This window comes from Sphingosinicella sp. (assembly GCF_052387495.1).
GTDB lineage: Bacteria > Pseudomonadota > Alphaproteobacteria > Sphingomonadales > Sphingomonadaceae > Allosphingosinicella.
On record NZ_JBQTJC010000055.1, the window covers coordinates 1 to 17,793 of the forward strand.

Genomic DNA, 17,793 nt, shown 5'->3' on the forward strand with positions numbered 1-17,793 from the left:
CTCTTTGATCCTGTCAGCCTCGTCCGCACCTCCGCATCCGCCCTGACGGGAAGGGGAGATTTTTTCGCCTTGGATGCTGAACTTTTGTCACCTTCCGCGCTAATCCTCGCTCTACTGAAAACACACGCCTTTCTCCCGCGATCCCGGTAGACTTGGTATACTTCCGCCGCCCGCACGGGCGGCGCACGTGTAGCGATTCCCGGGCCCGGCGGCCTCCTCACCGAGAGCTTCGGCTACGACCAGCACGGCCAGATCGTGAAGCGCCACGAGGTGGACGGCCAGTCCGGCGGCGATCCCCACGAGCTGTGGTACCGGTTCGACGGGCGCCAGATGGGCCATGTCGGCAATAACGGCACCGCCGACCTCTCCTACGTCGCCTCGATCGCCGACCGCACGGTCGCGCAAGGGACGGGCGCGTTCCGCCACGGCGCGACCACCATGACCGCCCGGGCCGAGTTCGGCCCCAATCTCGAGCAGATCAGCTCCTACAATCAGGGCGCGGCGGGCGGGATTCGAACCAGCCGTCGGCGGAGGCCGGCAAACGAATGACCCGGCAGGTTCGAATCCTGCCGAGCAGTGGCGCGCCCGGCAGGATTCGAACCTGCGACCCCAAGCTTAGAAGGCTCGTGCTCTGTCCAACTGAGCTACGGGCGCGCGTGGCGACGGCTTAGCGCGCTTTGGTGAAGATCGAAACCGCGTCCGCGACAGGCCCGCAAACGTCGTCCCTCGCGCGCGCCAGGCCAGTTTACTTTTCGCGGTTCACATAAATCTCCGCTGTTTATTAGCAGGCGAAACAGGCGTAATGTCGTTTCGAGCAAGTAAGCGATGAGGAGGGGCAAGAAATGACTCGATTCTTTACACGCGTCCTGTTCGCCTGCCTGGTTACCGGGGCGGCGGCCGGCGTGGCGCATGCGCAGGCCACGCGCACCTGGGTTTCGGGAGTCGGCGACGACGCCAATCCGTGCAGCCGCACCGCGCCGTGCAAGACCTTCGCGGGTGCCATCTCCAAGACCGCCGCGGGCGGCGAGATCAACTGCCTCGATTCGGGCGGGTTCGGCGGGGTCACGATCACCAAGTCGATCTCGATCATCTGCGACAATGTCGAGGGCGGCGTGCTCGTCTCCGGCACCAACGCGATCGTCGTCAACGCGGGGGCCGGCGGCGTGGTCGTGCTGAGCGGGCTCGACATCGAGGGCGTCGGCACCGGTCTCAACGGCATCCGCTTTATCTCCGGCGCTGCGCTCCACGTGCGCAACACGACGATCAGCGATTTCCGCGGCGCGAACGGGACCGGCATCTCCTTCCAGCCGAGCGCCTTTTCCGAGCTGTTCCTGGACAATGTGACGATCACCGAGAACGGCGCCGGCGCGACCGGCGGCGGCGTGCTGGTCCAGCCGACCGGGGCCGGCGGGGGTTCGCGGGTGACGATCGACCAATCGGACATCTCGAACAACAGCGGCTTCGGGGTGAGCGCCAACACGACCGGAAACACCGGTCCCAGCACCAATATCGCGATCTCGCGCTCCCGGCTTGCCGGAAGCACTGTCGGCTTGTCGGTGCTGTCGCCGGCCGGCACGACCGGAATCACCGTCTCGCTGGTCGATTCGATCGTCTACAATAACGGCACCGGGATCAGCTCCAGCGGCGGCACAACGCAGGTCGCGGTCGGCAACACGACGATCCAGGCCAATACCAACGGTCTCGTCTCGGCGCTCGGCGCCCCCATCCAGAGCTTCGGCGACAATCGTCTGATCGCCAACAACATTCCGGGCGCCTTCTCGTCGATCCTGCCGAAGAGCTAGAGTTCCCTCGGGCGGCGGGACCGGGCGCGTTCCGGTCCCGCTTCTCGGCAAGCTTTGTCAAAGGCGGGAACCCCGCTATCCGGGGGCGATGAGCGGGGAGAGGATCAGGGCGGTCGAAGCGGGCGCGCTGGCGGGGCGGCCGCTCAAATATTTCGACCTGGTGATGGCGGCGTTCGTCACCATTCTCCTGCTTTCGAACGTGCTCGGCGCCGGCAAGGTCGCGGTGATCGACCTGCCGGGGATCGGCCTCTGGCCGTTCGGCGCGGGCATCCTCTTCTTCCCAATCTCCTACGTGATCGGCGACATCCTCACTGAGGTTTATGGCTATGCCCGCGCCCGGCGCTGCATCTGGGCGGGGTTCGGCGCGCTCCTGTTCATGGCGTTCATGGCCTGGGTCGTGGTGGCGCTGCCGCCGGCGGCGGACTGGACCGGCCAGGCGGCCTATGAGGCGGTGTTCGGGCAGGTGCCGCGCATCGTTATGGCCTCGATCGCCGCTTTCTGGGCGGGCGAGTTCGTCAATTCCTATGTGCTGGCGCGGATGAAGCTGTGGACGCGCGGCCGGCATCTCTGGAGCCGCACGATCGGCTCGACGGTGGTTGGGCAGGGTGTCGACAGCCTGATCTTCTACCCGCTGGCATTCTACGGCGTCTGGGAGACGGATACTTTGCTCGTCGTTCTCGCCACGCAATGGGCGCTCAAGGTCGGCTGGGAGGCGCTGCTGACCCCGGTCACTTATGCCGTGGTCGGCTGGCTCAAGCGGCGCGAGGGCGTCGACGTCTATGATGAGAGGACGGACTTCACGCCGTTCCGGGCGAAGGTTTGAACGATCCCAGCGTCGCGAAGGCGGTGAGCGAGGAGACCAGGGCCAGCGCGACTCCGGCCAGCGCCGCGCCGTGGAAGCCCGCGATCAGCGCCGCGCCCTGCTGCGACAGGACCGCGCCGAGCAAGGCGACCGCGATCAGCCCGCCGCCGCGCGCGACGGCGCTGTTGAGGCCCGAGGCAGTGCCGACATGGCTCTGCTCGACCGCGCTCAGCACGGCCGTGGTCAGCGGCGCGACCGCGATCGCCATCCCCGCCGAAACGGCGAAGATGGCGGGAAACACGCTCGTCCAGTAGCTGGTCTCCGCCCCGATCCTGAGCGCCAGCGCGAAGCCGCCCGCGACGAGCAGGGGCCCTAGCGTCAGCGGCCAGCGCGGGCCGATCCGAGCGGCGAGCTTGCCCATCAGCGGCGATCCGATGGCGATCACGATGGGCAGCGGCAGCAAGGCCGCGCCCGCGGTGGCGGCGGGATAGCCGCCCGCCTCGATCAGCATGTAGGGCAAGACCAGCATCAGGCCGCCGAGCGCGCCGTAGAGCAGGAAGGTGAAGATCGTCAGCCCGACGAACGGGCGCGAGCCGAACATGGCGAGCGGCACCATCGCGCTCTCGCCCCGGCGCCGCTCGGCCATGAGGAAGGCTAAGGCGAGGATAATTCCCGCGCCGAGCGAGACGAGCGTGGCGGTGTCCAGCGCGCCGGCCGCCGACCAGGCCGTCAGCGCCCAGGTCAGCGCGCCGAGGCTCGCCGTGCCGAGCAGCGCGCCGACCCAGTCGGGCGACGGGCGTCCCTCGTTTCTGCTTTCCGGAACATAGCGCCAGCCGAGCAGGATCGCTCCGGCTGCGATGGGCAGGTTGATGAGGAAGATGAGCGGCCAGCTCGCATTGTCGACGATCCAGCCGCCGAGCAACGGCGCCGCCGCGCCCGCCATCGCGCCCACCGCCGCCCAGGTGCCGACCGCGCGGCCGCGCGCCTCGCCGGCGAACGCGGCGCTCAGGATGGCGAGGCTGTTCGGCATCAGCATCGCCCCGCCCAGGCCCTGCAACGCGCGCGCGGTGAGGAAGATTTCGAGGCTGGGCGCGGTGGCGCAGAGCAAAGAGGCGGCGGCGAAGAGGGCGATACCCCACAGCATCAGCCGCCGGCGCCCGTAGAGGTCGCCCGCCGCGCCGCCGAGCAGCAGCAAGGCGGTCAGCGGCAAAGTGAAGGCATTGACCACCCACTGCACCTCGGCGGTGGCGGCGTCGTAGCTGCGTCCGATCGCCGGCAGCGCGACGTTCAGCACGGAGCCGTCGATGAAGGCCAGGCTCGAGGCGAGGATGCAGACGGTGAGGATCAGGCGCGGATGCTTCGCTTCGCCGCCGGCCCTGGTCGTGCCGTCGGCGCCGTCGCAGGGGCTGGGAAGGGGCAGGCTCAGCTTGCGTCTCCGGGAACGCCCGTGGGTGGCTATTGCGCGACGTTGGCGCCGCTAGGCATAGGCCCAGCGCAAAAGCGACAATGCAAGAAGCGCAAGTATGATCCAGGCGACGAGGACGACCAGGATGCCGGCGCGGCTGCGCGGCCGTTGGGCGGCGGCGCGCGCGGCGGTGCGATGCTCCTCGAACAGGCGGGGCGGCAGCAGCTTCAGGAACAGCCAGATGCCCGCCGGGATCAGCACCGCGTCGTCGAGCAGACCGAAGACGGGGATGAAGTCCGGGATCAGGTCGATCGGCGACAACGCGTAAGCGGCGACGAGCAGGCCGAGCGCGCGGGCATGCCAGGGCGTGCGCGGATCGCGCGCCGCCAGCCAGACGGCATGGGTGTCGATCCGGAGCCGCTCGAGGAGAGAGGTCCGGCGCGGAGTCACAGCACCTCGAACAGCCCCGCCGCGCCCATGCCGCCGCCGACGCACATGGTGACGACGACATATTTGGCGCCGCGGCGCTTGCCCTCGATCAAAGCGTGGCCGGTGAGGCGCGCGCCCGACATGCCGTAGGGGTGGCCGATCGAGATCGCGCCGCCGTTGACGTTGAGCTTGTCGTTGTCGATGCCGAGCCGGTCGCGGCAGTAGATGACCTGGACCGCGAACGCCTCGTTCAATTCCCACAGGCCAATGTCGCCGACGCTGAGGCCGAACCGGTCGAGCAGCTTGGGCACTGCGAAGACCGGGCCGATGCCCATCTCGTCGGGCTCGGTGCCGGCGACGGCCATGCCGAGATAGCGGCCGAGCGGGGCGAGGCCGCGCTCGGCGGCGAGGCTCGCCTCCATGACGACCGAGACCGAGGCGCCGTCCGAAAGCTGCGAAGCGTTGCCGGCGGTGATGTTGGCGTCCGGTCCCATCACGGGCTGCAGCGAGGCGAGTCCCTCCAGCGTGGTATCCGCCCTATTGCCCTCGTCCTTTGTGATGGTGACCACCTGCTTGGAGGTCTCGCCCGTCGCCTTGTCCTTGACGATCATCGCCGCATCGCAGGCGATGATCTCGTCGTCGAACTTGCCGGCGGCCTGGGCGGCGGCGGTGCGCTGCTGCGACTGGAGCGCATATTCGTCCATGGCGGCGCGGCCGATCTCGTAGCGCTTCGCCACCACCTCGGCGGTGCCGATCATCGGCATGTAGACGTCCTTGTGCATCGCGACGAGCTCGGGGTCGCCGCCGAGCCGCATCTCCGGCGTCTGCACCATCGAGATCGATTCGACCCCGCCGGCCACGACCACGTCCATCCGGTCGACGATCACCTGCTTGGCCGCGGTTGCGATCGCCATCAGGCCGGAGGCGCACTGGCGGTCGATCGACATGCCCGCGACGGTGACGGGGAGGCCGGCGCGCAAAGCGGCGGTGCGGCCGATCGTCGCCTGCACGCCCTGCTGGAGCGCGGCACCCATGATGACATCGTCGATCTCGGCGGGATCGACCCCGGCCCGCTCGACCGCGGCGCGGATCGCGTGGGCGGCGAGAGTGGGGGAGGGGGTGGCGTTGAACGCGCCCTTATAGGCCTTGCCGATCGGCGTGCGGGCGGTGGAGACGATAACGGCTTCGCGGTTGGCCATGATGGTCCTTTCAGAAGAGGGGACAGTTACTTTCAAGCGCCGCGGGGTGAGACGACGCGCCGTCGCGCGTGAAAGTAACTGTCCCTGCGTTGCTCATACGAAGATCATGCCGATCCAGTCGGCGATCAATGCGGGCTTGTCCTCGCCTTCGATCTCGACCGTGACTTGGTGGGTGAACTGATACTGGCCGGGGCGCTTCTCCTCGAAGCTGGCCAGCACGAAGCGGCCGCGCACCTTCTTGCCGGCGCGCACGGGGGCGAGGAAGCGGACCTTCTCGAAGCCGTAATTGACGCCCATTTTGATGTTCTCGGGCCGGAGCATCGCGTCGGCCGCCATCCGGCTGAGCAGCGATAGGGTGAGGAAGCCGTGGGCGATGGTGCCGCCGAACGGAGTCCGCGCCGCGCCTTCCGGATCGACATGGATGAACTGGCGATCCTCGGTGTCCTCGGCGAAGGCGTCGATCCGCGCCTGATCGACTAAAATCCAGTCGGAAACCCCGACCTCCTGGCCGACCTTTGCGGCGATCTCTTCGACACTGGCGATGGGCATGGCTTCGGTCTAGGGCGGCGGCGACACGAGACACAAGCCTCAAGAGGAAGACTGGATGGCTGACGCTACGGCATCGGCGCGCGCTGAGATCAGGAAATTGCTACGGGCGCCCGAGCCGGAGGTGCTGGCGCCGCTGCTCAGGCGCGCCACGCTCGACGCCGATTCGCGCGGCCGGGTCGAAACGCGCGCGCTCGCGATGCTCGGCGAGCTGCGCGAGACGCAGAGCAAGGGCTGGGTCAACCAGTTCCTCCAGCAATATCGGCTCAACACGCAGGAGGGGATCGCGCTGCTCAGCCTCGCGGAGGCCTTTCTGCGCGTCCCCGATCCCGACACCGCCGACAGCCTGATCGCGGACAAGCTCGGCGAGGGCGACTGGCGCAAGCACAAGGGCAAGGCCAATTCGGCCTTGGTCAACACCGCGACCTGGGGGCTCGTCATCGGCCGCGCGCTGACCAGCGACAGCGAGAACGCCACGATCCTCAAGAAGCTGATCGCGCGCGCGGGCGAGCCCTTCGTCCGCCAGGGCGTCGGCGCGGCGATGCGGATGATGGGCGAGATTTTCGTCATGGGCCGCGATATCGGCGAGGCGATCGAGCGGATGGGCAAGCGAGAGAATCGCGGCTTCATGGCGAGCTTCGACATGCTCGGTGAGGCGGCGCGGACCTTCGAAGACGCGCGGCGCTATTTCGACGCTTATGAAGATGCGATCCGCGCGGTTGGCAAGGTCGCCGACAAGGGGCATTCGATCTCGGTAAAATTATCGGCGCTCCACCCGCGCTACGAGGTCGCGCAATATGATCGCTGCGTCGCCTCGCTGACTGAGCAGGTCGAGGCGCTCGCCCTGCTCGCCGCCGGCTTCGACATCCCCTTCACGATCGACGCCGAGGAAACCGAGCGGCTGGAGATGAGCCTCGATATTTTCGAGGCCGTCGCGGGCCTGCCCGCGCTCAAGGGCTGGGACGGGCTCGGCATGGCGGTGCAGGCCTATGGCAAGCGCTGCCGGCCGACCGTCGCCTGGATCGAGGCGCTGGCGGCGAAGACGAAGCGGCAAATCCCGGTCCGGCTCGTCAAGGGCGCTTATTGGGACACGGAGATCAAGCGCACGCAGGAGCAGGGGCTGGTCGATTACCCGCTGTTCACCCGCAAGGCGGCGACCGACGTCTCCTATCTCGCCTGCGCCAGGGACATGCTTCAAGCTTCAAATATCTATCCGGCCTTCGCCACGCACAATGCGCTGACCGTGGCGACCCTGCTCGAATGGGCGGGCGAGAGCCGCGATTTCGAGTTCCAGCGGCTGCACGGCATGGGCGAGGGGCTGTACGAGGACCTCGTCCGCGAGGCGGGCTACAACACCCGCATCTACGCGCCCGTCGGGGGGCATCGCGACCTGCTCGCCTATCTCGTCCGGCGATTGCTGGAGAACGGCGCCAATTCCTCCTTCGTCCACCAGCTCGCCGACGAAAGCCTGAGCGACGCGGATCTGCTGGCCGATCCGGTCGCGAAGATCGCGGCGGTCGGCGGCACCCGCCATCCGAGCATCCCGCTGCCCGAGGATTTGTTCATGCCCGAGCGCAAGAACAGCGCCGGCATCGATTTCAACGACCGCGACGATCTGGCGGGAACCGCGGCGGCGGTGGCCGAGCCGCTGCCGCCGGCGCGGATGGGGCCGGGCCCGTCGGGCGATCTCGGCCTCGCTAGCCGCAGCGACATGGCCGAGGCGCTCGCCACCGCCCCCGCCGACGAGGCCGGCCGGGTGAGCTGGGACCTGCGCGCCGAGGCGCCGCTCGACGCGCTCTCCGCCGATGAACGGGCCAGCGCGCTTGCCGCGGTAGCGCGGGCGCGGGGCGGCTTCGAAGACTGGTCGCGCACGCCGGTCGAGGCGCGCGCCGCGATCCTCGCCCGGCTCGCCGACTTGCTCGAGGAGAACCGGCTCGAGCTGATGCGGGTCGCCGTGCAGGAGGCGAAGAAGACCATCCCCGACGCGCTCGCCGAGGTGCGCGAGGCGGTCGATTTCTGCCGCTATTACGGCGCGCAGGCGGTCGCCCGGCTGCAGCCGGTCGAGCTGTCCGGGCCGACCGGCGAGCGCAATGTGCTGAGGATGGAGGGCCGCGGCGTCTGGCTCTGCATCGCGCCGTGGAATTTCCCGCTCGCCATCTTTTTGGGTCAGGTCGCCGCCGCGCTCGCCGCTGGCAATGCGGTGATCGCCAAGCCGGCGCCGCAGACGCCGCGCATCGCCCGTCGCGCGGTCGAGCTCGCTTATGCCGCCGGCGTCCCGCGCGAGGCTTTGGTGTTGGTCACCGGCGGGCCGGAGACCGGGGCGGCCTTGGTCCGCAATCCGGGGGTCGACGGTGTCGCCTTCACCGGCTCGACCGCGACCGCGAGGCGCATCGCCCGCGATCTGCTCGCCGACGAGAACAGGCCTCTGGTGCCGCTGATCGCCGAGACCGGCGGGATCAACGCGATGATCGTCGATTCGACCGCGCTCCCCGAGCAGGTCGTGCAGGACGTCGTGACCAGCGCCTTTCGCTCGGCCGGCCAACGCTGCTCGGCATTGCGCCTGCTCTGCCTCCAGGAGGAGATCGCCGAGCGCACGCTGGAGATGCTCAAAGGGGCGATGGATACGCTCATCGTCGGCGACCCGGCCGATCCGGCGACCGACGTCGGCCCGGTGATCGATCGCGGTGCTTTCGCCAAGCTGATGGACTATCGCGAGAGCTGCGCTGCCGACTGGGTGCACACGATCCCCGCGCCGGAGGAAGGGCTGTTCGTCCCGCCGACCCTGATCCGCGCCGACAGCATCGAAGCGGTCGACCGCGAATGGTTCGGCCCCCTCCTCCACGTCGCCACCTGGCCCTCCGGCCGGCTCGCCGAGACGGTGCGGCGGGTCAATTCCAGCGGCTACGGGCTCACCATGGGCCTGCACAGCCGCATCGCCCGCGCGGCGGAGACGGTCGAGGAGCTGGGTGAGGCGGGCAATCTCTACGTCAACCGCTCGATGATCGGCGCCATCGTCGGCTCGCAGCCCTTCGGCGGCGAGGGGCTGAGCGGCACCGGGCCGAAAGCCGGCGGCCCGCATTATCTGCTCCGCTTCTGCGCCGAGCGCGTGACGAGCACCGACACGACCAGCTCAGGCGGCAACGCGACCCTGCTCAGCCTCGACGACGTGGGCTTCTAGGCTGCTCGCGGAAGAGGCCATCCGAATCCGCGAGATCCTGCTGGCGCAGGGGGCGATCTCGCCTCTTCTCAATCTCGGCTCGTCCACACGGCACTTCCGCGAGGTCGACCAGCCGCACATCGCCCGCGAGCTGATTCGTCCCTTGGAGGCGGCGGGGGTCGAGATCGTCCACAGCGACCTCAAGGCCGCCGACGGCGTCGATGTCGCCGGCGACGTGCGTGAGCGCGAGGTCGCGAAGGCGCTGAGGGTGCGCGGATTCCGCTGTGTCCTCTGCGCCAACCTGCTCGAGCATGTCCGCGATCCGGCGGCGCTCGCCGCGGCCTGCGAGGAAATCGTCGCGCCCGGCGGGCTGATCCTCGCGACGGTGCCGTCGAGCTATCCCTACCATGCCGACCCGATCGACACCGGCTACCGCCCGACGCCCGAGGCGCTCGCCGCCCTGTTCGCCCGCAGCACGCCGCTTATCGCCGAGGAGGTGAGCGGGGGCAGCTATGCCGACCGGATTCGCGCCAGCGGCGGGACGGTGGTCGGCGAGGCCGCGCGGACGGTTCTGGCCGGGCTCGTCGCCTTCGCCCGGCCGAAGAGCTTTCGCGCGCGGCTCGACCGCTGGCGCTGGTATCGGCGTCCCTACAAAGTCTCGCTCGTGCTCGTGCAGGTGCGAAGCTAGGCGGCTTCGTCGCGCTTTGGCTCCGTTTCGTCGCTGGAACGGCAATCCGGTCGCATCAGCCGTCGGCGTCGTCGGAAAGCCGTCGCGACCTTCAGCCCGCTCCGGCACCGCTTCCCCGACAGACAAGAAGGGGTTCATTCCAATGCTGTTCCATCTTTCCATCGACGCCGACGATCCGCGCCGCGTCGCCGGTGTGCTCGCCGAGATCATGGGCGGCAAAGCGCTGCCCTTCCCGGCCGTGATCGACGGCTCGTGGGTCGCGCTGGCGGGCGACGCGCGCGGGACGATGATCGAGGTCTATCCGCGCGGTACCCAGCTCATCGAGGGCGCGGGCGAGGCGGGCGCCTATGGCGTCGCCGGCGTGCCCCGCCGCCACAGCCCGGTCCACATGGCGATCGCGACCGAAATGGAGCTCGCCGAGGTCTGTGCGATCGCCACCCGCGAGGGCTGGACGAGCAAATATTGCAGCCGCGGCGGCGCGTTCGGCGTGATCGAATTGTGGGTCGAGAACTGCCTGCTCCTCGAAGTCCTCACCCCCGAGATGCAGCGCGAATATCTCGACGCCATCTCGATCGAGAATTGGGAACGAATGCTCGAGGAGGGCGCGCGGCTCGACCGCGCCGCCTGAGCCCCCGTTCCCTTCGGCTGGGGTCTAGGCCCTGGAGTCCCGGCGGCAGCCTCCCCCCCATGCCAGCCGCCGGGGCTCAATCCTTCTCGTCGTCCTTGAGGTCGATCCTTTTGACCGGCTGCACGGCAGGATAGGGCATGATCATCGAGCCGTCCGGGGCGGCCGTGAAGGTCGTCTGGGTCGGATAGGCGAACTCGATGCCCAATTCGGCGAATTTGCGCATCATGCCGAGCATGATCGCCTGCCGCACCGACATGAAATCGGCCATGTCCGGGCTCTCGGTGAAGAAGACCAATTCGAAATCGACCGACGAAGCGCCGAACTGCCAGGCGTGGCAGCGGTCGTAGCTGCCCAGCGGCTGCGCCTCGACGATCTCCTTCAGCTCGAGCGGAATCTGCGCCAGCACGTCGGGCTCGGTCTGGTAGATCACGCCGAAATGCATGACGTTCCGCCGCCGATGGAGCAGCGCCCAGTTCTGGAGCTGCTGCTCGAGCAATTTGGCGTTGGCCATCACCACCTCCTCGCCGGTCAGCGAGCGGATGCGGGTGGTCTTGAGGCCGATCTCTTCGACCATGCCGGTGGTCGGCGGCGAGCCGAAACTGATCGTGTCGCCGCGCCGGAACGGCCGGTCGAAGATGATCGCGAGCGCCGCGAACAGGTCCGAGAAAATGCCCTGCGCGGCGAGGCCGATGGCGATGCCGCCGATGCCGAGGCCGGCGACGAGGCCGGTGACGTTCACGCCCAGATTGTCGAGCACGACGATGCCGGCAATGATGAAGATCGCTATCGAGACGAGCAGCCGAATGAGGCCGATCGCGCTGCCGAGCGAGCTGCCCTCGTCGATGCCGCCGGCGCGCAATTCGATAATGCCGAGGATGAGCTCGCGCACCCACAATGCGCCCTGGATGACCGCGGCGATGACGAAGAGGACGCCGACGGTCATCGCGATCGACGCCGGCGCCTCCGCGTAGCCGACGACGAGCCGGAGGGCGGCGATGATCATGAACCAGAAGCGGGTGCGGGCGAGGACCCGGCCGAGCACGGTGCGCCAATGGTCGTGCCCGGGATCGGAGCGGCAGATGCGCATGCCGATCCATTTGGCGCCCATCAGGAGGAGGACGATCCCCGCGGCGACGCTGGCGCCGATCAGGATTTCGAAGCTGCTTTCGGACAGCCATTCGCGGGTGTCGGACCAGAGCATGTTGGCTTGCACGTTCAGGGGGGCGCTGTCGTTCATTCTCGAGAGGATGTCCTGCTGTTTCAGCGGCCGGTCTTGGCCAGGAAGGCGGCGAGGCCGCGTTCGGCGCTCGACAGATACTTCGTCGCGCGCGGACATTTCAACCCGGCGAAGCCCTTGCCGTTCCGAACCTTCGCTGCCTCGACCAGCGCCGGATGGATATATGATTTGCGGGCGATGGCGGGCGTGTTGCCGAGCATTTCGGCAACCGGCTCGATCATAGCCTTGAGGCCGACGCCTTCGCCATCCGATTCGCAAACCTGCTCGAAGGCGATCACGCTGGCGCTCCAGGTGCGGAAATGCTTGGCGGTGAAAGCCTCGCCCATGATGTCTCTGATATAATCGTTGACGTCGGTCGAGCTGACCGGCTGCGGCTCGCCGTCGCCGTTCACGTACTGGAAGAGGTGCTGGCCGGGCAGATCCTGGCATTGCCTGACGATCCGGCTCAGCGTCGCGTCGGTGATCGAAAGCTCGCGCTCCTGGCCGCTTTTCGCCTTGAAGCGCATCTTGAGCGTGCGGCCGTGGACCTTGGCGTGACGGTTGCGCAGGGTGGTCGCGCCGTAGCTTTTGTTGTCGCGCGCATAGGCCTCGTTGCCGATCCGGATGCAGCCCGTGTCGAGCAGGCGGACGACGGCCGCGATCACGGTGTCGCGGCCCAGCTTGCGCTTGCGCAGGTCCGCCCGCACCCGCCGCCGCAGCTTCGGCAAGGCGCGGGCGAAATCGCGCAGCCGGTCATATTTCACCGCCTCCTGCTTCTCGCGGAAATCGGGGTGGTAGCGATATTGCTTGCGGCCCTTTTCGTCCCAACCGACCGCCTGGATATGGCCGTTCGGCTTCGGGCAGAACCAGGCGTCGACATAAGCGGGCGGCAGGCCGATCGCGTTCAGCCGGTCGATCTCGTCGCGGTCGGTGATTCGTTTTCCGTCGGCGGCGAAATATTGCCAATAGCGGCCCTTGCGCCGCCGGCTGATCCCGGGGGCGCTGTCGTCGCTGTAGCAAAGGCGTGGTCCGCTCATGAACCGGCTAAAGCCGTGGCGGCGCCGTTTCGTTCCGGGGCGATCGCGTGGCGCCGGCCCGCCTTCGCCAAGGCTGGTGGGCCCCGCAGGGCTCTCACCTGCATCTGACCGTAATCTGCGGTCCGCTCTGGCAGTTAAGCTAGAGGCCCAGGGTCAGCCTGTAGCCGGAACGCCTTGAAAAGCCGTTACCTTGTTCTGCCGGCTCTCGGCCGCGCGCTTGCGGCCGCAATGGACGTCGAGGCCGATCTGGACCGCGAACATCAGCCAGGCGAAGGGCACATAGGCGATGCCGACGAAGATGCCGCCGACCAGATAGATGAGCTGGAAATGCTGGAGCGCGGTGGCGAGCGGCGCGATCCACGCCTCCTCGCCTTCGGTGCGCCGATAGCGGCGGCGGAGAATCTCCATCCGAACCAGCCCAATGCCGTGGATCAGCAGATAGAGAATGAGGCCCGGGAAGCCCTGCTCGCCGAGCATCTCGAAATAGGAGCTGTGATAGGCGCGGCCCTCGTCCGCCTCCATCTGAGTCGAGACGACCTGCACGTCGCCGGCGGTCCGCTCGTCCACGGTGCGGACCTGAATGCGGTTCTGCCGATAGGCGCCGAAGCCGCCGCCGAGCGGATTGCTCTGCACATAGGCCCAGGTCCAGCCCCAGACGGCCAAGCGGGTATTGGCTGACTGATCGGCCTCGAAGCCCTGGATCGTCTCCATGCGCTGGGTGAAGGAAGAGGGGAGGAACGGGATGGCGGCGAGCGCGAGCGCCCCGGCCGCGCCCATGAACAGCAGCCGGGTCTTCATCTTCATGTCGCGCAGCACGAGCAGGCCGAGCACGGCGATGCAGACGAGGCCGGTGCGCGCCTCGGTGCCGATCGGCATCAGCAGGCAGGCGAAGACCAAGGCGTAGCAGAACAGCTTGACCATCAGCGGCATGCTGAAGGCCGGGTGCGGGCGGGCGAAGCCGTTCGCCGCTGCCGCAGGGGGCGCCGCAGCCGCTGTCGCGGGGAAGATCGTGCCGTGGCGCGTGAACCAGAGGATGATCGGGATCAGGCCGATGGCGAGCGTCGAGATCGTGCTGCTCTCGTAGAGGCCGCTATTGTTGTCGACCATCAGGTTGAGCACGCCGTAGCCGCCGCCGGCCATCACCGTCTTGAGCCCGCCGACGATGACGATCGCCCCCGCCGAGAGGGTGAGGAAGAGCAGAGCCGCCTCGATCCGCAGCTTGGTACGCAAGGTGAAGGGAAGGAAGATCGCGAAGGCCAGCGATTTCCACACCCAGTCCCATTTCTCCCAGGCGGCGTCGGGCACGTCGGCATAGGTGGTTGTGCCCAAAGCGTAAGCAAGCAGCAGCAGCATCAGGCCCTGGCGCGCGGTGAACTTGAAGCCGTCCTTCCGGTCGGCGATCGCCCAGCCGGCCAGCGCCAGCATGGCGACGATCATCGACAGCGGGATCGAGTTGAGCAGGTAATAAGACAGGCGCTGCGGCGAGACCGTATCGACATAGATATAGGCGAGGCTGAACAGGAACGGCCGCTTGAGCGCGAGCGTGAGCAGCGCGAGCAGAAAGCCGATCAGGGCGAGGTCACGCATCGGGTCCCCCGTCCCTGCGCGCCCAGCCGCGCGGCGCGTCCGGTGCCGCGTCGTCGTCCTCCAGATCCGGCCGGAAGAGCAGCCGCCAGGCGGCGAGCAGCATCAGGCCGTGGGTGAGGCCGAGGGCGAAATGGTCGATCATTCAGGCACTGCCTTCCCGCGCGAACGGCCGCAGATAGCCCAGCTTCGGTTGAAGCGTCGTTAAGGCTCTTGCCGGCGTCCCGCGGCGGGGCGGCTTTCCCCAAATTCTTAAGAGAGGCGCGCTAAGGGGACGCGATGGCCGGCCTCTTTCTCGTTCGGGCGAGCGATCGCGGGCGCGCGGATGCCGCGTTTGACGCCGCGCGCGCGCAATTCGGCCTGAGCGGCTTTTCCGGCCTCTCCGATTTCGAGCTGCCCGGCTGGCGCGGCTTCCACGCGCCACACATCCTCGGCGGACCGGACAGTTTGCACCGCGACGGCGCCGACTTCATCGCGGTGGCCGGGACGCTGACCTATGACGGGCTGATGGGCCGGCCGGCGCTGGCGGCGATGCTGCGCGACACTGCGCTGCCCTCGCCGGACTGGAGCCGGATCGCCGGCCAGTTCGTCGCCCTGATCCACCGGGGCGGCCGGAGCTTCCTGCTCACCGACTATTTCGCCGCCTTCCAGCTCTTCCACGACGAGGGCCGGACGCTCTTTTCCACCTCGCTGCTCGCCGCGGCGCAGGCGGTTCCCCGCCTCAGCTTCGACCCGCAGGGCGTCTATGAATTCGCGTTCAACGTCGTGCCGATCGGCACCGGGACGGTATTCAGCGAGCTGCGGACGCAAAGCCCCTATGAGGCGGTCGAGCTGGTCGAGGACGGCACGGTCGTCCACGACATCGGCAAGCCGCTCCCGGACGCGGCGGCGCAACTTCCGCTCGAGGAGAGGCTCGCCGCCCATCGCGACCGGCTGCTCGCGGTGGTGGGCGATCATGTACGCTTCTTCGGCGACAAGGTCTTCTGCCCGCTCTCGGGCGGGCTCGATTCGCGCCTCGTCCTCGCCGCCTTGCGCGCCGAGGGCTGTCGGCCGACCGTCTATGTCTATGGCGATGCGAACAGCGCCGACGTGCGCATCGCGCGGACGATCGGCGCCGCCGAGGGCTTCGAGGTCGAATGGCTCGACAAGGAAGGCGCGCGTGAGCTGACGCCGGACGAGTTCCCGGAACAGGTCGAGCGCAACTTTCACCAGTATGACGGCCTCCCCAATTACGGAGAGCTGTTCGAGAACGGCGCCAACGCCGCGGCGCGTGACGCCCGCCATGCCGGCGGCGCGCTTTCCGTCTCGGGCGGCTGCGGCGAGGTCTTCCGCAACTTCTTCTTCCTCCCTAACCGCCGCTTCACCGCCGCCGCCGTCGCCCGGACCTTCTTCGCCCGCTACGCCAAGGACGACGCAACCGAAGCGTTCGACGAGCGGGCCTTTCTCGACGCGCTCGAAGGCAAGATCCTGGCGATGCTGGGCCGGAGTGGCGAGCCCGGTCCGCTCGACCGCGCCGTGATCGAGCAGATCTATCCGCGCGTGCGCTGCCATTCGCTGTTCGGGCGCGAGATCAGCCTGGAGGGGCGGCACGGCGCCTATCTGATGCCTTTCCTCGACCACCGGCTGGTCGCCGAGGCGGTGAAGCTGCCGCTGGCGCTCAAGGATGCAGGGCGGTTCGAGGCGATGCTGCTCGCCGCGATCGACCCTGTTTTGGCTAGGCACATGTCGGCCTACGGCCACGATTTCGCTGGCCCGCCGAGCCTCAGCCATCGGCTGGGCGAAGCGTCAACGCGGCTCAGGCCCGTCTGGCTGAGGCAGAGGAGCTACGCGTTCCGCCGCCGCGCCGGCCCGGTCGCCGACGAGCATGGCGGCCTGCTGAGCCCCGATTATATGGGCCGAGTCGTCGATCTCGACTATCCGGCGATGCGCCGCTTTTTCCGGGTCGACCGGATCGGCGACAGCGGCATGATGCGCCGCATCGCCAACCTCGAATATCTCACCGCGCGTCTTCCCGTCTCGTCATCCTGACGAATCGTCCGGGATGACGTTGGTGCGTGTTCCTAACGCCGCGCCAGTTCGGTGATGCGCGGGCCGAGGCGGTTGTTGCGGATCACCAGTTCCTCGCCGCTCCAGTCGCCGACGAAGGCGGTGGTCCAGCGGAAGCCGGGGGCGACGCTCGCCTCATTGTCCTCGATGACGAGCCCCGCCGACGGATTCTCGCCGTCCTCGGCGTGGACCGCGATCAGGGTGGAGTAATTTTCCTTGCCCGTGCCCTGGACGAAGACGTTGCCGGCGATCCGGCCGGTCGCGCCTTCGGAGAGGTCGATCAAATAATTGGTCTCGCGGCCCTGGCTGTCGTCGAAGCTGTTGTTCAATATCTCGACTCGAGGCGCACGGACCTTGAGATAATGGCCGCCCGTGCCGCGCTCGAAGCGCGAGTTGGTGACGCGGACGCTGCCGAAATGGCCGATATAGACCGAATGGGCGCCGTCGCCGTCCGGACGGCGGCCGAGGCCGCTGAAGGTCGAATGATCGATCGAGATCGCGCTGTCGGGGTCGGTCGCCGAGAGGATACCCCCCTGGGCGTCGCGGAACTGGCTGTAGGCGACGCTGAGATCGCCCTCCTCGATGCGGATGCCGGCGCCGTTGCCGTCCTCGACCTGGGTGTGCGTGAAAACGAGGCCGTCTACGGCGGCGGCTTGCCCGCGCAGCACGAGCGTCGCCTTGCCCTCGCAGATGCCGCCGTCGAAGATCGCGGTGCCGCGCTCTTGCGCGACGAACGCGATCCGCCCGGCTTCCTGCACCGCGCAGTCGCGGTAGCGGCCCGGCGCGATGCGGATCGTGCCCTGGCCGCCGCCGATCGCGGCGACCGCGTCGGCGAGGCGGCGATAGCTCTGCCCGGTCTCGGCGATTGTGAAGGCGCCGCCCGACTGGGCGAGCGCGGCGGGGCCGATCGCCGCGACGGCGAGGGCGAGGATGAGAGGCCTGATCATGCCGTGCCCTTAGCGGATCGCGGTTGACGCGCCGTTAAGCCACGCGTGGCATAAGGTCGCCATGCGCGTTCTCCATGTTCTGGACCACAGCCTTCCGCTGCAAAGCGGCTACACTTTCCGTACCCGCGCCATCGTCAAGGCGCAGCTGGCGCGGGAGTGGGAGGTGGCCTGCCTCACCGGCGCCCGCCACGCAAAGGACGGTCCGGACCCGGAAGTGGTCGATGGAATCACCTTCTACCGCACGCCCGCACCGGAGCCCGCGCCGGCGCCGCTGCGTGAATGGCGGGAGATCAGGGCACTCTCGAAC

General features: G+C 68.1%; 16 protein-coding genes, 1 tRNA gene and 1 pseudogene. 8 read left to right on the top strand and 10 right to left on the bottom strand.

What is annotated here, in order from left to right; translation table 11 throughout:
* The first annotated feature begins 255 nt into the window (after positions 1-255).
* A complete protein-coding gene (locus ACT4N8_RS03120; RefSeq protein ID WP_444856680.1) occupies positions 256-549 on the top strand; it encodes a hypothetical protein in 294 nt (97 codons plus the stop codon).
* 28 nt (positions 550-577) lie between these two features.
* On the opposite strand, the gene ACT4N8_RS03125 is transcribed toward ACT4N8_RS03120, so the two are convergent.
* A tRNA-Arg gene (locus ACT4N8_RS03125) sits at positions 578-654 on the bottom strand.
* A gap of 188 nt (positions 655-842) precedes the next feature.
* Between ACT4N8_RS03125 and ACT4N8_RS03130 the strand changes: the two genes are divergently transcribed.
* Entirely contained in the window at positions 843-1,802 is a 960-nt protein-coding gene (locus ACT4N8_RS03130) for a right-handed parallel beta-helix repeat-containing protein (RefSeq protein WP_444856681.1), read from the top strand.
* Positions 1,803-1,890: 88 nt separating this feature from the next.
* Entirely contained in the window at positions 1,891-2,625 is a 735-nt protein-coding gene (locus ACT4N8_RS03135; RefSeq protein WP_444856682.1) for a queuosine precursor transporter, read from the top strand.
* On the opposite strand, the gene ACT4N8_RS03140 is transcribed toward ACT4N8_RS03135, so the two are convergent.
* The 4 genes from ACT4N8_RS03140 to ACT4N8_RS03155 all read right to left on the bottom strand — a co-directional run bounded on the left by ACT4N8_RS03140 (position 2,600) and on the right by ACT4N8_RS03155 (position 6,186).
* The gene (locus ACT4N8_RS03140; protein ID WP_444856695.1) at positions 2,600-4,063 is read right to left on the bottom strand and encodes an MFS transporter; all 1,464 of its coding nucleotides are present in this window, start codon (positions 4,061-4,063) and stop codon (positions 2,600-2,602) included. The genes ACT4N8_RS03135 and ACT4N8_RS03140 overlap by 26 nt on opposite strands.
* Positions 4,064-4,081: 18 nt before the next feature.
* The gene (locus ACT4N8_RS03145; RefSeq protein ID WP_444856683.1) at positions 4,082-4,459 is read right to left on the bottom strand and encodes a YkvA family protein; all 378 of its coding nucleotides are present in this window, start codon (positions 4,457-4,459) and stop codon (positions 4,082-4,084) included.
* The gene (locus ACT4N8_RS03150; RefSeq protein ID WP_444856684.1) at positions 4,456-5,637 is read right to left on the bottom strand and encodes an acetyl-CoA C-acyltransferase; all 1,182 of its coding nucleotides are present in this window, start codon (positions 5,635-5,637) and stop codon (positions 4,456-4,458) included. Before ACT4N8_RS03150 ends, ACT4N8_RS03145 begins: the two co-directional genes overlap by 4 nt.
* 93 nt (positions 5,638-5,730) lie before the next feature.
* The gene (locus ACT4N8_RS03155) at positions 5,731-6,186 is read right to left on the bottom strand and encodes a MaoC family dehydratase (protein WP_444856685.1); all 456 of its coding nucleotides are present in this window, start codon (positions 6,184-6,186) and stop codon (positions 5,731-5,733) included.
* 55 nt (positions 6,187-6,241) lie between these two features.
* Between ACT4N8_RS03155 and putA the strand changes: the two genes are divergently transcribed.
* The 3 genes from putA to ACT4N8_RS03170 all read left to right on the top strand — a co-directional run bounded on the left by putA (position 6,242) and on the right by ACT4N8_RS03170 (position 10,656).
* The gene (gene putA / locus ACT4N8_RS03160) at positions 6,242-9,361 is read left to right on the top strand and encodes a bifunctional proline dehydrogenase/L-glutamate gamma-semialdehyde dehydrogenase PutA (RefSeq protein WP_444856686.1); all 3,120 of its coding nucleotides are present in this window, start codon (positions 6,242-6,244) and stop codon (positions 9,359-9,361) included.
* Between the two features lie 142 nt (positions 9,362-9,503).
* Positions 9,504-10,028 carry a hypothetical protein gene (locus ACT4N8_RS03165; protein ID WP_444856687.1) on the top strand — a complete coding sequence of 175 codons (525 nt, stop codon included), beginning with the start codon at positions 9,504-9,506 and terminating at the stop codon, positions 10,026-10,028.
* A 142-nt stretch (positions 10,029-10,170) separates the two neighbouring features.
* The gene (locus tag ACT4N8_RS03170; protein WP_444856688.1) at positions 10,171-10,656 is read left to right on the top strand and encodes a hypothetical protein; all 486 of its coding nucleotides are present in this window, start codon (positions 10,171-10,173) and stop codon (positions 10,654-10,656) included.
* A gap of 76 nt (positions 10,657-10,732) precedes the next feature.
* Here the strand turns inward: ACT4N8_RS03170 and ACT4N8_RS03175 are convergent, their stop codons facing one another.
* The 4 genes from ACT4N8_RS03175 to ACT4N8_RS03190 form a co-directional block, all read right to left on the bottom strand.
* Positions 10,733-11,893 (bottom strand): mechanosensitive ion channel family protein, encoded by a 1,161-nt coding sequence (locus tag ACT4N8_RS03175; protein ID WP_444856689.1) that lies wholly within the window; start codon positions 11,891-11,893, stop codon positions 10,733-10,735.
* A 23-nt stretch (positions 11,894-11,916) separates the two neighbouring features.
* On the bottom strand, positions 11,917-12,909 hold the full coding sequence (locus ACT4N8_RS03180) for a DNA topoisomerase IB (RefSeq protein ID WP_444856690.1): 993 nt from the start codon (positions 12,907-12,909) through the stop codon (positions 11,917-11,919).
* Positions 12,910-13,062: 153 nt separating this feature from the next.
* Entirely contained in the window at positions 13,063-14,496 is a 1,434-nt protein-coding gene (locus tag ACT4N8_RS03185; RefSeq protein WP_444856691.1) for a DUF5935 domain-containing protein, read from the bottom strand.
* Positions 14,489-14,638 carry a hypothetical protein gene (locus tag ACT4N8_RS03190; RefSeq protein WP_444856692.1) on the bottom strand — a complete coding sequence of 50 codons (150 nt, stop codon included), beginning with the start codon at positions 14,636-14,638 and terminating at the stop codon, positions 14,489-14,491. Before ACT4N8_RS03190 ends, ACT4N8_RS03185 begins: the two co-directional genes overlap by 8 nt.
* 134 nt (positions 14,639-14,772) lie before the next feature.
* On the opposite strand from ACT4N8_RS03190, the gene ACT4N8_RS03195 reads away from it, so the two are divergent.
* Positions 14,773-16,521, top strand: coding sequence for a hypothetical protein (locus ACT4N8_RS03195; RefSeq protein ID WP_444856693.1), 1,749 nt, complete (start codon positions 14,773-14,775; stop codon positions 16,519-16,521).
* A 32-nt stretch (positions 16,522-16,553) separates the two neighbouring features.
* Here the strand turns inward: ACT4N8_RS03195 and ACT4N8_RS03200 are convergent, their stop codons facing one another.
* Positions 16,554-17,486: a right-handed parallel beta-helix repeat-containing protein gene (locus ACT4N8_RS03200; RefSeq protein WP_444856694.1), complete on the bottom strand. Its 933-nt coding sequence runs from the start codon at positions 17,484-17,486 to the stop codon at positions 16,554-16,556.
* A 61-nt stretch (positions 17,487-17,547) separates the two neighbouring features.
* Here ACT4N8_RS03200 and ACT4N8_RS03205 point away from each other — a divergent pair.
* A pseudogene (locus tag ACT4N8_RS03205) lies at positions 17,548-17,793 on the top strand (glycosyltransferase WbuB); the annotation flags it as partial.

What these genes read in the sequence shown, in the direction of transcription:
- ACT4N8_RS03130 (WP_444856681.1), top strand. Translation starts at nt 843, where the DNA reads ATGACTCGATTCTTTACACGCGTCCTGTTCGCCTGCCTGGTTACCGGG.
- ACT4N8_RS03135 (WP_444856682.1), top strand. Translation starts at nt 1,891, where the DNA reads ATGAGCGGGGAGAGGATCAGGGCGGTCGAAGCGGGCGCGCTGGCGGGG.
- ACT4N8_RS03150 (WP_444856684.1), bottom strand. Translation starts at nt 5,637, where the DNA reads ATGGCCAACCGCGAAGCCGTTATCGTCTCCACCGCCCGCACGCCGATC.
- ACT4N8_RS03155 (WP_444856685.1), bottom strand. Translation starts at nt 6,186, where the DNA reads ATGCCCATCGCCAGTGTCGAAGAGATCGCCGCAAAGGTCGGCCAGGAG.
- putA (WP_444856686.1), top strand. Translation starts at nt 6,242, where the DNA reads ATGGCTGACGCTACGGCATCGGCGCGCGCTGAGATCAGGAAATTGCTA.
- ACT4N8_RS03170 (WP_444856688.1), top strand. Translation starts at nt 10,171, where the DNA reads ATGCTGTTCCATCTTTCCATCGACGCCGACGATCCGCGCCGCGTCGCC.
- ACT4N8_RS03175 (WP_444856689.1), bottom strand. Translation starts at nt 11,893, where the DNA reads ATGAACGACAGCGCCCCCCTGAACGTGCAAGCCAACATGCTCTGGTCC.
- ACT4N8_RS03180 (WP_444856690.1), bottom strand. Translation starts at nt 12,909, where the DNA reads ATGAGCGGACCACGCCTTTGCTACAGCGACGACAGCGCCCCCGGGATC.
- ACT4N8_RS03185 (WP_444856691.1), bottom strand. Translation starts at nt 14,496, where the DNA reads ATGCGTGACCTCGCCCTGATCGGCTTTCTGCTCGCGCTGCTCACGCTC.
- ACT4N8_RS03190 (WP_444856692.1), bottom strand. Translation starts at nt 14,638, where the DNA reads ATGATCGACCATTTCGCCCTCGGCCTCACCCACGGCCTGATGCTGCTC.
- ACT4N8_RS03195 (WP_444856693.1), top strand. Translation starts at nt 14,773, where the DNA reads ATGGCCGGCCTCTTTCTCGTTCGGGCGAGCGATCGCGGGCGCGCGGAT.
- ACT4N8_RS03200 (WP_444856694.1), bottom strand. Translation starts at nt 17,486, where the DNA reads ATGATCAGGCCTCTCATCCTCGCCCTCGCCGTCGCGGCGATCGGCCCC.